Source organism: Halalkalibacterium halodurans (assembly GCF_005671335.1).
In the GTDB taxonomy this organism is placed as follows: Bacteria; Bacillota; Bacilli; order Bacillales; family Bacillaceae_D; genus Halalkalibacterium; species Halalkalibacterium halodurans.
The window spans coordinates 1,383,085-1,398,816 of sequence record NZ_CP040441.1; the positions used below are offsets into that span (position 1 = coordinate 1,383,085).

Annotated in this window: 15 protein-coding genes; 9 read left to right on the plus strand and 6 right to left on the minus strand. The window is 44.8% G+C overall.

The genetic code is table 11. The annotated features are described in order from the left end of the window. Both hemY and FED51_RS06685 read left to right on the plus strand, forming a co-directional pair. Positions 1 to 1,404: a protoporphyrinogen oxidase gene (gene hemY / locus FED51_RS06680; protein ID WP_053431609.1), complete on the plus strand. Its 1,404-nt coding sequence runs from the start codon at positions 1 to 3 to the stop codon at positions 1,402 to 1,404. 589 nt (positions 1,405 to 1,993) lie between these two features. Then, the gene (locus FED51_RS06685) at positions 1,994 to 3,055 is read left to right on the plus strand and encodes an NAD(P)H-dependent flavin oxidoreductase (protein ID WP_338035677.1); all 1,062 of its coding nucleotides are present in this window, start codon (positions 1,994 to 1,996) and stop codon (positions 3,053 to 3,055) included. Positions 3,056 to 3,071: 16 nt separating this feature from the next. On the opposite strand, the gene FED51_RS06690 is transcribed toward FED51_RS06685, so the two are convergent. From FED51_RS06690 to FED51_RS06705, 4 genes are all read right to left on the minus strand, one after another. Further along, a complete protein-coding gene (locus FED51_RS06690; RefSeq protein ID WP_010897375.1) occupies positions 3,072 to 3,227 on the minus strand; it encodes a YrzI family small protein in 156 nt (51 codons plus the stop codon). Between the two features lie 780 nt (positions 3,228 to 4,007). Next, complete coding sequence (locus FED51_RS06695; RefSeq protein WP_053431608.1) at positions 4,008 to 5,018, minus strand: aliphatic sulfonate ABC transporter substrate-binding protein; 1,011 nt, start codon at positions 5,016 to 5,018, stop codon at positions 4,008 to 4,010. A gap of 14 nt (positions 5,019 to 5,032) precedes the next feature. Continuing rightward, the gene (locus tag FED51_RS06700; protein WP_010897378.1) at positions 5,033 to 5,791 is read right to left on the minus strand and encodes an ABC transporter permease; all 759 of its coding nucleotides are present in this window, start codon (positions 5,789 to 5,791) and stop codon (positions 5,033 to 5,035) included. Continuing rightward, on the minus strand, positions 5,775 to 6,569 hold the full coding sequence (locus tag FED51_RS06705) for an ABC transporter ATP-binding protein (RefSeq protein WP_010897379.1): 795 nt from the start codon (positions 6,567 to 6,569) through the stop codon (positions 5,775 to 5,777). The genes FED51_RS06700 and FED51_RS06705 overlap by 17 nt, the downstream gene beginning before the upstream one ends. 225 nt (positions 6,570 to 6,794) lie before the next feature. Here FED51_RS06705 and FED51_RS06710 point away from each other — a divergent pair, with 225 nt between their 5' ends. The 4 genes from FED51_RS06710 (at position 6,795) to pheA (ending at position 10,188) form a co-directional block, all read left to right on the plus strand. Continuing rightward, positions 6,795 to 7,328, plus strand: a complete 534-nt coding sequence (locus FED51_RS06710) for a sporulation initiation phosphotransferase B (protein ID WP_010897380.1) — start codon at positions 6,795 to 6,797, stop codon at positions 7,326 to 7,328. A gap of 12 nt (positions 7,329 to 7,340) precedes the next feature. After that, positions 7,341 to 8,624, plus strand: coding sequence for a GTPase ObgE (gene obgE, locus FED51_RS06715; protein ID WP_053431607.1), 1,284 nt, complete (start codon positions 7,341 to 7,343; stop codon positions 8,622 to 8,624). Between the two features lie 221 nt (positions 8,625 to 8,845). Continuing rightward, positions 8,846 to 9,289 carry an ACT domain-containing protein gene (locus tag FED51_RS06720; RefSeq protein ID WP_053431606.1) on the plus strand — a complete coding sequence of 148 codons (444 nt, stop codon included), beginning with the start codon at positions 8,846 to 8,848 and terminating at the stop codon, positions 9,287 to 9,289. A gap of 20 nt (positions 9,290 to 9,309) precedes the next feature. Beyond that, positions 9,310 to 10,188 (plus strand): prephenate dehydratase, encoded by an 879-nt coding sequence (gene pheA / locus FED51_RS06725; protein ID WP_010897383.1) that lies wholly within the window; start codon positions 9,310 to 9,312, stop codon positions 10,186 to 10,188. Positions 10,189 to 10,213: 25 nt separating this feature from the next. Here the strand turns inward: pheA and FED51_RS06730 are convergent, their stop codons facing one another. Together FED51_RS06730 and FED51_RS06735 are read right to left on the minus strand one after the other, a co-directional pair. Next, positions 10,214 to 10,753 (minus strand): transcription repressor NadR, encoded by a 540-nt coding sequence (locus FED51_RS06730; protein ID WP_010897384.1) that lies wholly within the window; start codon positions 10,751 to 10,753, stop codon positions 10,214 to 10,216. After that, positions 10,750 to 11,877 carry a cysteine desulfurase family protein gene (locus FED51_RS06735; protein ID WP_053431605.1) on the minus strand — a complete coding sequence of 376 codons (1,128 nt, stop codon included), beginning with the start codon at positions 11,875 to 11,877 and terminating at the stop codon, positions 10,750 to 10,752. The genes FED51_RS06730 and FED51_RS06735 overlap by 4 nt, the downstream gene beginning before the upstream one ends. Positions 11,878 to 11,996: 119 nt before the next feature. On the opposite strand from FED51_RS06735, the gene FED51_RS06740 reads away from it, so the two are divergent. The 3 genes from FED51_RS06740 to nadA are packed head-to-tail and all read left to right on the plus strand — an operon-like array spanning position 11,997 to position 15,468. Continuing rightward, a complete protein-coding gene (locus tag FED51_RS06740) occupies positions 11,997 to 13,526 on the plus strand; it encodes an L-aspartate oxidase (protein WP_053431604.1) in 1,530 nt (509 codons plus the stop codon). Further along, positions 13,523 to 14,368, plus strand: coding sequence for a carboxylating nicotinate-nucleotide diphosphorylase (nadC, locus tag FED51_RS06745; protein ID WP_053431603.1), 846 nt, complete (start codon positions 13,523 to 13,525; stop codon positions 14,366 to 14,368). Before FED51_RS06740 ends, nadC begins: the two co-directional genes overlap by 4 nt. Before the next feature lie 53 nt (positions 14,369 to 14,421). Beyond that, positions 14,422 to 15,468: a quinolinate synthase NadA gene (gene nadA / locus FED51_RS06750; protein ID WP_412733913.1), complete on the plus strand. Its 1,047-nt coding sequence runs from the start codon at positions 14,422 to 14,424 to the stop codon at positions 15,466 to 15,468. Positions 15,469 to 15,732: the final 264 nt, after the last annotated feature.

Consider the following 15,732-nt stretch of genomic DNA (forward strand, 5'->3'; position numbering starts at 1 on the left):
ATGACGACGAATAACCATCGGGTGGCGGTGATTGGTGGTGGGATGACCGGGCTCGCTGCTGCTTGGGCTCTTCAGAAAGCAAGAAAACAAATGCCAATAGAATATGAACTCATTGAAGCAAGCGATCAGCTTGGAGGGAAAATCCAAACAGATGTAACCGAAGGCTTCGTCATTGAACGCGGGCCGGATTCCTATTTAGCGCGGAAAGAAAGCATGACGAGACTTGCGAGGGAAGTCGGACTCGAGGGAGAGCTAGTTCGTAACGATACTGGACAGGCCTACATTTTAAAGGATGACCAGCTTTATCCAATACCAGGTGGAGCCATTATGGGAATTCCAACTGAGATTGGACCGTTTATCCGCTCCCGGCTTTTTTCCCCTATTGGGAAGCTAAGGGCAGCTCAAGACTTAGTCATCCCTTCTTTTACTCATGAGAATGAGGATGTTTCCCTCGGTTACTTTTTCCGTAAGCGACTAGGAGATGAAGTAGTTGACCAGTTAATTGAACCGCTTCTGTCCGGTATCTATGCAGGGGATTTGGATACGCTTAGCTTACAAGCAACCTTCCCTCAGTTTCAACAGCTTGAAGCTAAATATGGTAGCCTCATTCGTGGAATAAAGGCTTCAAGGGGAAAGCAAAGTCAATCACAGGTCGGGAAAAAGCAAGGAATGTTCTTAACATTTCGCCGCGGGTTGCAATCGTTTATAGCGGCGATCGAGCAGCACCTCGATGAGAAGGCGATTCGTAAAAAAACGGAAGTCCGTTTTTGTGAGCGGGAAGGGAAGCGGTACCGGTTAACGTTTAACGATGGGACCGTTCAGACGTATGATCATGTCATTTTAACAACTCCACCCTACGTAACCGGACGTCTCCTTGAGCCATATGTGGACGTAGACTACATGCGAGAAATGAAAGCGACGACGGTGGCGACGGTGGCGATGGCATTTAAATCCGAGGATCTTCACATTCCATATGAGGGGACTGGATTCGTCGTGCCGCGGAAAAGTCGCTACGAAATTACGGCCTGTACGTGGACGCACAAAAAATGGCGTCATACAACGCCTGAAGGCCATGCGCTCGTACGATGCTATGTAGGCAAGCCAGGATCTGAATCTATTGTACATGAAACGGATGAGGCAATTGTTGAACAGGTGCAAAAAGACCTTGACCAAATCATGACAGTCAAAAGAGAGCCGCTGTTTTACAAGGTGACGCGTTGGAAAAAAGCAATGCCGCAATATGAAGTCGGCCATCGCTATAAACTCGAAAAAGTAAGACAGGAACTAAAAAAAGCAATGCCGGGGATTATACTTGCCGGAGCAGGATTTGATGGCATTGGTTTACCAGACTGTATTGACCAAGGGGAAGCAGCTGTTGCAACAGTCTTGGAAGAAATATTGTAAAATAGGGAAAGGATCATTCGTTGAGTAGATGAACGAATGATCCTTTCTGTCGTTAGAGACGTATCGTATGCACGATTCAAAGGGAGGAGAATCGTAAGGTAAGTCATGGCTTTCAATGAACTTTTGTAAAACCAAATGGGGTGGGCAACTTACATGTTGAGCGATTTACTAGCTGTATTCGATGAGGGTCGCATCTCACAGCTCGGTAATTGTCTTGCTTTTCATCACCTCCTTTGAAATGGATCACGGCTTTAGAAGCTGCTCTCTTTTTCTACGGTGACAAGCAAGACGTGATCAAGATCGCGTACGAGAAATGAATTTCGTTAGGGTAAAAAAAGTTTCTCTAAGGAAACTTAATTGTATTATAGAAACAAAAAAGGATGTTGTCAACCGTTTCTCTTCAAATGGTTAGAAAAATTTGGTCCGTCTCCATCCTTAATGGTGGGAAACGATTATTTTTATGCTCTGATTCATAAAAAGTCGGAATTCAAAGTTTTCTTGTTGAAAGATGTACGAAAAGCTTAGAATGGAAAGGGAAAGGGGGACGTTACGTGTTTCAAACAGCATTATGTAAGCGGTTATCTATTGAATTTCCTATTGTTCAAGCAGGCATGGCGGGGGGGGGCCGACAACTCCGGAACTCGTTGCTGCTGTTTCCAATCATGGAGGGTTAGGAACGATTGGTGCAGGTTATATGACAGTGGAAGCTTTAGAAGTGGCAATTAAACGGATTCGTCAATTGACAGACCGACCGTTTGCCGTCAATTTGTTTTGTACCGACTGGGCATGTGATTATTCAAGATTAGAGGAAGTTAAGCCAGTTCTTGATCAAATCAGAGCGAATCTTGGCCTCGGAAATCTGGAAGAAGTCCCAGCAGGTCGGGATATGTTCCGAGATAAATTTGACCTTTTGCTCAAAGAGAGAGTACCTGTATTTAGCTCTGCTTTCGGCTTGCTGGCTAAACATGATGTAGAACGGTTGACAGAGTTCGGGATTTTGTGGACGGCCATGGTAACGACTGTAGGAGAAGCACAAGAAGCCGAACAGCAAGGGGCGGATGTCATCGTGGCACAAGGGAGTGATGCTGGTGGCCACAGGGGAACCTTTTCTGTTGATGAAAAAAAAGATGGAGCGAATATCGGCACCTTTTCTCTTGTGCCGCAAATCGTCGATCACGTACAAGTGCCTGTTGTCGCAGCGGGTGGTGTAGTCGATGGAAGGGGGCTCGTTGCTGCACTCGCGCTAGGGGCTGCAGGGGTTCAAATGGGGACTCGTTTTTTGCTTACGAAAGAAGCGGGGACTGCCTCCTATTACCGTAAGGCGCTTTTGACAAGTACAGAAGAAGATACGGTTCTAACACGTGCTTTTTCTGGCCGTCCAGCTCGAGGCATCGATAATGAATTTATAAATCAATTTGAAACAAGTGGGGTCGAACCACTTCCTTTCCCAGCACAGAATCATCTAACATCGACGATTCGTAAGGAAGCCGGTCGTCAGCAAAAGCAAGAATATTCCTCTCTCTGGTCAGGTCAAGGACTTAGGTTATTGCAACGAGATGGGGAGGAAGCCGGGGCCGTGGTAGCACAGCTCATGAATGAGGCGAAATCCATATGGAGAGGATGGAATAAAACAGCCCAGGACCCATTGTAAGGCCCTGGGCATCATCCTACAATCCATTTCGATTGTAATAGAGCCAATAATTAACTTCATGCTTTAGCTTTTCTTCTTGAAGCTTTTCATCACGAATGAACTGCTCTAGCTCATTTGACGTGTATTTACGTTTTTTTACTGTAACCGTAAAAACAAGAAAATTAAAGGTCATTCTTTATGCCTCCTAACTGTAAAATCCGTTTCTCCTTTCAGGTGAGGCCTTTCACCTGCTCATACCAGCGTAACAATGCGGAAAATTTGTTCGTCATTTCGCCCATACCTCCTTAATTAGAATAAAATGTAAACGATTTTTTGGACAAAAAAACCGCAGGAAGAAACAACACCTGCGGTTTAGAAAAAAATCCCATGAATAGAGCATAAAAAACCACAGGTACGTTCAACCTGCGGATCTGTGTGTTAAGCCAATCTTAACCATTGTCCACGTGTGAAGCGGTTGAACGATCATTCAATGAAGTTGTCGATGTACTCTTTAAATGCGTTAATCCAAACAACATGTTGTTCAACCTCCTTATCACACCAAAAATTGTTTACGTCTGAAATTATAACCAACAGTTCTTTACTTGTAAAGGGATAATTTTCTTTTTCATTGAAAATGATGATTCTGTCTATGAAAAAAAGAGGTTGGTATTTATATGGAATTGATTGTTTCAAAAACATTCGCTTGCCGCGGGCATGGTTTCAGTTAATCATAGAAGGGCGCACCGGTAGATCTTCAGCTCTTGCTTTCTCTCGGGCGTCTCATCATGTTGACCATCAACTTGGAAACGTCTGCTTCCGTGAGTGCAATGGCGTGAACTTACGTAAGTACTCGGCCATAACCGTAACGGTCCCATGAATCAACAGAAAAAAGGTTCGGATCATTTTATTTTGATGATCCGAACCTTTTGTATTACGTCTGGCTAGCTCTTTCCCAGTCTCGATTGGCTCTTCATTACTCACTTAAAATGGAATCAAGTAAGCTCGTATCAACAAATCCGTCTAAGTTTGGGTCTTCGTCCATGAATTTCAACTCATAGGAAGCGTCGGCCCATGCTTGAAGGGCATCCGGATACGTGTCGGTTGTAACAGCCATCCGTTCCCACGCTTTATAAAGAACATCTTCAGGTAAACGGTTTTGCGTCAGATCAAAGAGGGCGTCATTGACCGTTTCCAATGTAGCATCCACATCTTCTTGTGCAAATTCAACCGATTTAACATGAGCACGTAAAAACGCTTCGACTTGCTCTGGATGATTTTCTAGAAACTCTCTCGTTGTCACGACGACGACACTTGCAAGTTCTTCCCCTAAAAAGACATCATTCCATTCAGCCACGACATGAGCTCCTAATTCTTCCACAAGGTAAGTTCCCCAAGGCTCCGGGGCAGCTGCAGCATCGATTTGGCCTTGCTCAAACATGGCGACCATATTTGACGGAGCAATTCGTGATTGGTGCTCCACGGTTCCTCCCACACGATTGGACTCTAGTCCAAGCTCTTTTAACATAATTTCAAGCTGTACATTATGGGTACAACCGTTTCCTGGTGTACAGAACGATTTACCGTCAAAGTCATCGAGCGTCTCAATCCCAGATCCATCACGGGCGACAATCAAGGTCGCACCGTTTGCTGCGGATCCGAGAACAACGACGTCCCCTCCAGTTAAATAATAATTAATCGCTGGTCCAGGTCCCACATATCCAATATCAATGCTCCCTGTTGATAAAGCTTCAATAAAATCGTTCCCATTCGGGAAATGGGTGAACTCTACTTTTTCTTCTCCTAGTTCTTCTGCAAAAAAACCTTTCTCTTTTCCAACAATGGCCGCTGCATGATCAAGGTTTGGGAAATAGCCAATGGTTACGTCTTGGTCTTCCTCTCCCGATGTGCTAGAACTTTCTGTACCGCAAGCAGCCAACGCTGTTAAAGCTAGAGCTGCGGTTACTCCTAAAAGCCATTTTCTCATGTTGTGTTCCTCCTCTATGATTTTGCATATCCCCAGCGTGAAAGAACTTTACGCTCAATTGGATTAAAGATTAAATACTCAACGATTAAACCGACAACGGCAATAATCATCATAATTGCAATGACAAGTTCCATGTTAAAAAAATCTCTTGCATCAAGGAGCGTCCGACCTAACCCGCCTCGCCCGAGCAATTCCCCGGCAATGAGGGCACGCCAGCCAAAGGCCCACGCGAGGCGCATACCTGTGAGAGCAGAGGGGATGGAAGCTGGGATCATGACCTTCCATACGAGCTCGGCTCCGCGGTATCCCATCGTTCGAGCGGCTCTAATTAATAAGGGCTGGACATTTTTAATTCCCATCCGCATATTCATCGTCATCGCCCATGTTCCACCTAATACGATAATAAAAATAATGGCCGTATTACCCGTTTGCAGGACGACAAGGGCGATAGGTAGCCAAACGATACTCGGTACAGATTGTAACGCAATGACCAATGAGCCGAGCGTCTCGTCCGCTATTTTCGATAACGCAAGTAAAATCCCAAGACAAGAACCAACCACGACGGCGATAGTAAAGCCGATCGCAATTCGTGATAAACTTTCGAAAGTGGCAACAGTTAAAATCCCCGTTTCAAAGAACCCTTTATAAAGTTCAACAAATGAAAGCAGGGGAGACGGAAACAACCTCGTTTGAAACAATTCTAAACGATAAACGAGTTCCCAAATAAAAAACAGAGCAGCAAAAAAGAGGAGTCTTCTAAGAAGGGTAGCCATCGCCCATCTCCTCCTTCATGACTTTTTCAATTTCACCAGCAAGCTGCTGACTAATTTCTTCTTCAAGCTCGTTGAATATCAGACTATTTGTTTTTCGCGGCCGCTCCATGTCAACCGAAAAGGTACCAATGATGCCTCCTGGCCGGACTCCCATTAAGAAAATTTTGTCGGAAAGTAAGATCGCTTCGCGAATATTATGGGTAACAAAAATGATCGTTTTTTTCGTTTGTTGCCAGATCGCTTGGAGTTCCCGATGAAGCATGGAACGAGTTTGCTCATCAAGAGCACCGAACGGTTCATCCATCAAGAGAACATCAGGATCAAGCGCTAATGCACGAGCAATCGCGACACGTTGCTTCATTCCACCCGAGAGCTCATGGGGATAGGAATGGGTAAACTTACTCAAATGGACAAGCTTTAAGTATTCAAGCGCTCTTTTCTTCGCTTCCTCTTTGTTGTACTGCTTCCGAATCGCAAATACAACATTGTCAAGTACTGTAAGCCAAGGCATTAAAGCAGCTTCCTGAAAGACAACCCCTCGATCAGGGCCGGGTTCAATCACTTTATTTTGACCGACATAAACGGCTCCATTACTTGCTTTTTCTAGTCCCGCAACGATGTTAAGTAGCGTCGATTTTCCGCAACCGGACGGTCCTAATAGGGAGACAAACTCTCCTGAATGAATCTCTAGATTGATGTTTTCAAAGACTTGGTACGACGATTGCTCCTCTTTACCTTCAAACGTTTTCCCTACGTCTTTTATCATGACACTCGCCATTGCCTTCCTCCTGCTCCTACAAACATCTGAACTAACTAATGAAATCAGATGAAAATAGTCGGGTTTTCTTGTCTTAGTATATGCACAACGACAGCAGCTGTCAAATGACGACCATGAGCAAAAGGAGGATGGAAGAGTATGGGATTACCCACTTTAATAATCGACTCTTTTTATGGTAAGATAATACCGCGTGACTAAGAATATTTAGATTTATAGGAGTGCAGAATGACTAGCAAAAAGGACATGCTCGATGTGCTTCGGCACAGTCGACACGATTGGTTGAATGTCATTCAATTAATAAAAGGGTATTTGGCGTTAGAGCGCTACGATCGAATTGAAGAGGTGCTTGAGATAGCAATTCAGCAAGCTTTGAATGAAAGCAAGCTGTCCAATTTATCGATTCCTAACGTCTCCTGCTATCTTTTAACATTTAATTGGCTACAGCCACCGTATACACTTGAGTTTGAAGTAATGGGAGAAGTGACGGATTTGCAGTCGATCGAACAAGAGCTAGAATCGTTAGTTCGAGCTGCGGCAGACTTATTTAAAGCTCATTGTTCATTAGAGCGAGAAAATCATCTGTTGTTAACCTTTCAACTGTTCCCTGATTTCCTGCGGCTTACGTTTGATTTTCAAGGGAAGTTGTGCCGTTTAGAGGAGCTTGAAACGGCGCTTAAGCATGTTCTACAAAAGCGAGAAGATTCCTTTGAACTAAGGGAAGAGGAATGTGTCTTTTCTGTTTGCTTTGAGAAAAAATGAGGTGAAAAAAGGATGTTTGTTGATAAAGTTAAAGTTTACGTCAAAGGTGGAGACGGCGGTAACGGAATGGTTGCCTTTCGCCGCGAAAAATACGTACCTGACGGTGGTCCGGCTGGAGGAGATGGGGGTAAAGGAGGCAGTGTGATTTTTAAAGTGGATGAAGGGCTCCGTACCTTGATGGACTTTCGTTACCAGCGCCACTTTAAAGCCGATCGAGGGGAGCACGGCCGTCCGAAAAACCAGCATGGAAAAAATGCGGAAGATAAAATCGTGCGAGTTCCTCCAGGTACGACCGTGATTGATGAGCAAACAGGTCAAGTGCTTGCTGATCTTACCCATCACGGACAGGAAGCGATTATCGCGAAAGGTGGCCGAGGAGGCCGCGGAAATACCCGATTTGCCACTCCGGCCAATCCAGCTCCTGAGCTATCTGAGAACGGTGAACCGGGGGTAGAGCGGGACGTTATTTTGGAGCTGAAAGTGCTCGCTGATGCCGGTTTAGTCGGCTTCCCGAGCGTAGGGAAATCGACCCTTTTGTCAGTCGTGTCATCTGCTAAGCCGAAAATAGCGGAATATCATTTTACGACGATTACGCCTAATTTAGGTGTCGTCAGAGTGGACGATGGAAGAAGCTTTGTTCTCGCTGATTTGCCGGGATTAATAGAAGGTGCTCATGAAGGGATTGGGCTCGGGCATCAGTTTTTGCGGCATATTGAACGAACGCGTGTCATCGTCCATGTGATCGATATGTCGGCTCTTGAAGGGCGAGATCCGTATGACGATTATGTAAGCATAAATGAAGAGTTAAAGGCGTATAATTTACGGCTCATGGAACGACCGCAATTAATTGTCGCCAATAAAATGGATATGCCCAATGCGGCGGAAAACTTAGAGCGTTTTAAGGAAAAGTTATCAGACGACCATCCGATTTTTCCGATTTCTGCTCTGACTCGGGATGGACTGCAGCCGCTACTTCGGGCCATTGTGGATACGATCGAAACGACACCAGAATTTCCGATATATGAGGAGGCAGAAACGGAGAGCCGCGTCCTCTATAAACATGAAAAAGAGCAAGACCCATTTGTTATCAGCCGAGCAGATGATGGAGCTTACGTGTTATCAGGTGCGGAAATTGAAAAGCTGTTTAAGATGACTGACTTTTCTCGAGACGAGTCTGTCCGCCGCTTCTCAAGACAATTGCGTCACATGGGGGTTGATGAGGCCTTGCGCCAGCGTGGAGCCAAAGACGGTGACCTTGTTCGCTTACTCGAGTTTGAATTTGAATTTATTGAATAATGGAGAGCTCGCCGTAGGGCGAGTTCTATTTCTTCCAAATAAAATTACTGTTCTCTTTTTGTGATTGTAACCCTCTTCACATAGGAACAAAGTGTAAAGCTAAGTTTTTCTAATCTTTCCGTTTCTGTTGTCAAAAGGTTTCGGCAATTTTATAATAAGATGACAGTGTTTTGTCAAAACGTTTATTTTAGATGGCTTTTAGAATAATTGGTGGTGAAACGATGACGCGCAAGAAATTTTATCTCGTTCGCGAGGATATGTTGACAGAAGCGATGCAAAAGACGCTCGAAGCGAAGGCACTCCTCGAATCGGGAAAAAAGCGAAAAATTAATGAAGCAGTCCATGAAGTGGGATTAAGTCGCAGTGCATTTTATAAATATAAAGACGGAGTATTTCCATTTCATACGATGACAAAAGAAAAGATCATCACGTTATCCATCAACTTAGAAGATCGCTCAGGTAACTTGTCTGCAATGCTAGCAACGGTAGCGGAAGCCGAAGCAAACGTGTTGACGATTAATCAAACGATCCCGCTACAGGGAAGGGCGAACATTACCCTCTCGATCGACACGGCCACTATGTCACTTGAAATCGATGAGTTGGTCGAAAAAATTGAATCGATGGAAGCAGTGGAAAAAGTCGAGCTAGTTGGATCTGGTTCGTAACAGAAAGGTTGGACAGAGGCATGAAGATTGGTTACTTAGGCCCTAGAGGAACGTTCACAGAGATGGCCGTGCAAACGTTATTCGATGATAAGAATGTATTAAAGCCTTATCGGACAATTCCGGATTGCATGGATAGTGTAGCTAACGGAGACATGGATGCAGCGGTCGTTCCAGTTGAAAATGCAATTGAGGGCTCGGTGAACGTCACCCTTGACTATTTGATTCATAAACAGCGCTTAGAAATAGTGGCAGACATCGTCGTTCCGATCTCGCAACATTTTTTAGTGCATCCTAATCAACGGGATAACGAAATCAAAAAAATTCTTTCTCATCCACACGCTGTTGCTCAATGTCATGAATTTTTACGTTCATCCTATCCAGGTGTAGAAATTGAGTACATGACGTCAACAGCCGCAGCCGCCCAGTGGGTAGCAGATCACCCTAACGAACCAGTGGCAGCCATCGCCAATGAGCAAGCAGCCACTTCATACCAGCTAGACATGTTGGAAAAGGACATTCATGATTACGATGAAAACCGGACTCGCTTTGCTGTTTTAGCAAAAGGTAAGCTCTCTTTGCCGCCGTATCAAGTAGAGCCTTATACGAAAAAAACGACGATGATGGTGACATTATCCTCTGATTTTTCAGGAGCGTTGCACCAAGTGCTGTCCGCTTTTGCGTGGCGCAAACTTAATTTGACGAAAATTGAATCTCGCCCGATGAAAACCGGGCTAGGCAATTACTTTTTTATCATCGATGTGGATTGTGAAGCAGATGATGTGTTGATTCCTGGTGTCATGCAAGAGCTGGAGGCCCTTGGCTGTGGTGTCGAGTTACTCGGCAGTTACCCGTGTTTTTTTCACACTAGCTTAAAATTAACAGAAGCGAGCTCCGTATAAGGGCTCGCTTTTTGCTGGATGATACCTAAAAAGAGTTTAATAAGTAGCCTTTTTCCTCTAGAGCACGAATGGCCTCATCTAGAATGGCCTCAGATTCAGCTTCTAACGTGTGCATATGAACACCTTTCGTCAAGGTAGATAACAATGTGCCATTCGATTCCTCCATCCGCTTGCAAAACAGTGCTACATCTTTCCGCGATTTTAAGTGGAGGGAGGCGGTAATGTCTCCATAAACAGGATGATCAACCGTCACATCTTTAATGAGAACGCCGTGATCGACAAGAGTTAATAGCTCGTCCTTCATATCGGCTGGCCCATGCTGGCATGCGACGACGCGCTGTGCTTGTACAGTATTAGCTTCCTTCATGTATATATAGCCTTGAGCTGTCGCGAGAATCGGATGATTCTTTGCTTTGAGTAGTGATACGTCTTGGACGATTACCTGTCTAGACACATTGGTTCGTTTGGCAAGCTCTGCACCTGTTAAAGGTGTGTCGCTTGCTTTTAACCACTTGATTAATAGGCTTCGTCGCTCCTCACCTAATATTTTTTTCTCATCACTCACATCGGTTCACCTTTCCTATCGATTAATTGTTGTAAAAAGTCAATAAAAGCATTAAATTCCTGTTCCGTCGTACTTATCCCAAAGCTGACACGAAAAAACTGATCAGCTTCCTCCTTTGTTCGGCCAATCGCTGCAAAAACCGGATCAGGCTCATGGTGAGAAGAAGAACACGCCGTTCCAGTAGAGATGGCAAATCCTGCTCGGTTCGCCTCAAGCATGACAAATTGTCCTTCCATCCCATGTAACCGTAAGCCAAAATGGTGTTTCAATCGGTTAGACGGATGACCTTCTAGGATCATAGGCCATTCCATCATTTTTTCTTTAAACTGGTGATGGAGTTTCGTAATATGTTGATCGTATGCTGTCCGATGCTGAAAGCTCTCTTCAATGGCAGCGGTAAAGGCAGCGACACTAGGAATATCAACGGTTCCTTGGCGAAAGCCACTTTGCTGGGTAACGCCAGAAAGAAAAGGCTCCCATTGGATCGCAGGATCGATATAGGCGAGGCCGATCCCTTTTGGGCCATTGATCTTATGTCCTGACATTGTTAAGCTGTGAAGCAGCCTAATCGGGACATCAACTTTGCCGATCGATTGGGTACAGTCGCTATGGAAAAGTATATCATAAGTGACTAGTGGTTCGGCAAAGGTTTCGAGCGATTGAATCGTTCCTAGAACACTCTGGCTATGAGCGATTGAGACGAGGATTGTATCCTCTCGAATGGTCTCCATAAGAGCATCAACAGACACTTGGCCGTAACTGTTCACTGGTACATACGAAACGTCAAACTGCTGGGATTCCAAATAGCGGAATGTGCTCAAAACCGAAGGGTGTTCACATTTTGTCGTGATGAGATGCCTCCCTTTCCTGCGGTGGGCGAGGGCAAGGCTAACAATTGTTAAAAAGTTGGCCTCAGAGGCAGAGCCGGTAAAAAAGATTCCTGCTGGATCTATGTGCAAAAGGTTGGCGATTTGTCGTTTGCACTGCTCTAAAATGTTCGATGCTTCGTAGCCAACATCGTGTAAGCTATTCGGATTTCCATAAAATTGTGAGGCGACCGTTACATAAACGTCTTTTACATAGTCTGACATTGGTGTTGTTGCACAATAATCTAAATAAATCATGTTACGATCCCTCCTTTGGTCAATCTCCACTATTTGTTAAGCGATAAAAAACTCTTGTCGCTAGTTTAAATTTGTGTAAATATAGATGTCAAGACATATGTAAATGAGGGGTGTCTAAATTGAGGTGCGATGGAGAGGTCATCATTGTTGGTAGTGGAATTGCTGCAATGATGAGCGCATACCTGCTTCGAAAGTCTTTTCATGTGATCATGATCACAAAGTCTGATGTTTTTGCGAGCAATTCTTTTCTTGCGCAAGGGGGGATCGCCGCCCCAATCGCAGAAGGGGATGATTGGCAGGCCCACACGGCCGATACGTGGAAGGCAGGGGCCGCACATGGCGATGAAACATCGATTGAAATGATGACAAAACATGCGGTGAACATGATCGAATTGCTTGATGATCTAGGCGTCCCGTTTGATCGTGAAGAAAGTGGCGGGTACTCGCTAGGATTAGAAGGTGCCCACGGTACAAGGAGAATCGTCCACGTCAATGGGGCGGAGACAGGAAAAGCGGTCATGCGTGCTTTATGGAAGGCGATAAAAGATGAAATCACACTGTTAGACCGTACATGTGTGTATCGGTTTATAAAAAATAAGGATGAGATTATTGGTGTGGAGACAGACCAAGGGAGTCTCTTTGCTCCTGTAACGATTGTGGCGACCGGAGGATGTGGACAAATGTATTCGGTCACATCGAACGGAAAAGAGGCAACGGGAGATGGGATCGCCCTCGCGTATCGCAGTGGTGCGGCCATTTCAGATGTAGAATTCATTCAATTTCATCCAACCGTTTATGCCGGCAATGAAAAGGAGAAGGGGCTACTCATTTCAGAAGCCGTTCGGGGGGAAGGCGGTCAGCTGATAACTTCTGCTGGTGAGAGGTTGCAATCATTAAAATCGCGGGACGTTGTAAGCCGTGAGATTTTTAGGCAAGAGAGGGAAGGTCATACAGTCCATTTAGATTTAACGGGGATTAGCGATTTTGAAAGGAAATTCCCGGCCCTTTATAAGGGATTAAACAAATCAGATAGAAGAACATTGAAGCCGCGAGTCACACCAGGCGCTCATTTTTTAAATGGTGGAATTTCGGTTGATGCGTGGGGGCAAACGTCGTTGTCTAGACTCTATGCTGTTGGAGAAGTGGCATGCACCGGTGTGCACGGTGCCAACAGGTTGGCAAGCAACTCATTGCTTGAAGGTCTCGTATTTGCTCATCAAGCAGCTACTCACATTCAACAGACGTTTCAACCACTGACAGCTGGATTGTTCGTAGAAAGAGATAAAGCGGAACCACGTTCTTTCAAGTTGCCAACCCGAGAAGACTTACAGAAAAAGATGATGCGTTATGTTGGAATTGAACGTCATGCGAGATCGCTATGGTATATGAATAATTGGTTTCAGCCGTTCTTAGACACTGCTCACTATAATGGGCCATGGCCAGAGCGGGACATGTTTGAGCAGGCAAACATGATATTGCTCGCCAGCCTCATTACACGTTCGGCGGCCATACGGACTGAAAGTCGAGGGGGGCATTTCCGTGCAGACTACCCGAACAGTCAGGATAAGTTTCAACAACTCATCATCGAATGGCAAAATGGAGCCCATATGAAAAGGCAGCGTCCGACGATAAAGGAGTTGAGTCGATGAATCGATTAGCGGTGAAGAGAGCATTGGAGCGTTTTTTTCTAGAAGATGGTTTCAATGGGGATATAACGACCACTGCCATCTTTCCTCCATCTGAAAAATGTGTTGCCCATGTGAAGGCGAAGGCAAGAGGCGTTGTTTCTGGTCTTTCCCTTCTCGAAATAGGATACAGTCTGTTAGATGATCACATTCATGTGGAAGAAAGAGTGAAGGACGGTCAGGAAGTGCGACCAGGAGATGTGATCGCAACGATTCAAGGGCCGGTTCATCACGTATTGTTTGGGGAACGCGTCCTATTGAATTTAATTCAACGGATGAGTGGGATTGCGACTGTGACGAGGAAGGCGATTGATACATTGAATGACCCGTCCATTCGAATTTGCGATACACGAAAAACGACACCAGGCTTAAAGTTGTTCGAAAAATATGCAGTAAGGTCAGGGGGAGGTTACAACCATCGCCTCAATTTAAGTGACATGGTGTTAATTAAAGATAACCATATTGCCCAAGCAAAGGGCATTCGTCAAGCAGTGACACAGGCGCGCTCTGTGATTGGACATTCGTTGAAAATTGAAGTGGAAGTGGAAAATCGAGAACAACTAGAGGAAGCCGTTGATGCAGGTGTCGATATTATTATGTTTGATAACATGCCTCCTCATATCATTAAAGAGTATGTAGCATTAGTTCCAGATGGAATTGTTACCGAAGCTTCAGGAGGAATTTCGTTACAAACAATTGCTTCCTATCGCGGCTGCGGTGTTGACTATCTCTCGCTTGGGTTCATTACCCATTCAGCTCCGATATTAGACTTCACTTTACTTATCGATGAGGAGGGAGAACAATGAACGTTTTCGATACGTTACAACAGTCAAAAAAACTGCCAGACGTGTATCGGCAAATGACACGAGTTGAATTGGAGGAAAGAATTCGCCAGCATAAAGAAAGGCTTGGGAAAAAACTTTTGATGTTAGGCCATCACTACCAGCGAGATGAGGTATTCCAATTTGCGGATCAAACAGGAGACTCACTACAGTTAGCACAGATGGCAGCAAAAGAAAAAGAGGCACAGTTTATTGTTTTTTGTGGAGTTCACTTTATGGCAGAGACGGCTGATCTGTTAACAAGCGAAGAGCAAACGGTGTTACTTCCCGATTTGCGTGCAGGCTGTTCCATGGCCGATATGGCCGATATTCACCAAACCGAAAGAGCGTGGGAGCGATTGCAATTAATGTTTGGTGATACGATCCTCCCGTTGACATATGTGAACAGTACAGCAGCAATAAAAGCGTTTTGCGGTCGGAACGGAGGGGCTACTGTTACTTCATCAAATGCAAAAAAGATGCTGGAGTGGGCGTTCACACAAAAGGAAAGGTTGTTGTTTTTACCGGATCAACATTTAGGTCGGAACACAGCATACGAACTTGGAATTCCTCTTGAGGCGATGGCTGTTTGGAATCCTGAGACTGAACGGTTGGAGACAGATCAGCCGTTAGAGAACATACGGGTGATTCTTTGGAAAGGCCATTGTTCTGTACACGAAAAATTCACGGTGAAACATATCGAACATTTGCGGAAAAATGAACCTGATATGTCGATCATCGTTCATCCAGAATGTACTCACGATGTGGTGATCCATGCAGATGATGCAGGCTCTACCCATTATATTATTAAGACAATTGAGAGCGCTGATTCTGGAACAAAATGGGCGGTAGGAACGGAAATGAACTTAGTCAACCGTTTAGCAAATGAACACCCTGACAAGGAAATCGTTTCCCTCAACCCGACGATGTGTCCTTGTTTAACGATGAATCGCATCGATATTGAGCATTTATGCTGGAGCTTAGATCAATTGGCGGAGGGGATTTTCCAGCATCCGATCAAAGTAGAGGATAAGGATCGGGGACCGGCTCTTTTAGCGTTGCAGCGCATGCTCGATCGAGCTTAGATGAAAAGTTCACGATGATTGTCGTGAACTTTTTTCATTTCATTTTCAAGAGAAACGTTCGTAAGCTGTGTTTTCCGAAGAAAAAGTTAGAAACGAAGGATTTTGCAAGAAGACAAGCTTTTCTCCTGAAAAAAATCGAACCTTGACACATATTTTTGATCAAGGCGACATAAAGTTTGCTGAGATAGATTGTTACCGGCGCCTTTGTCACATCATGTCAGAAATTTGATAGTGGCGATTTGCCCAATACTGCATAGGATGATG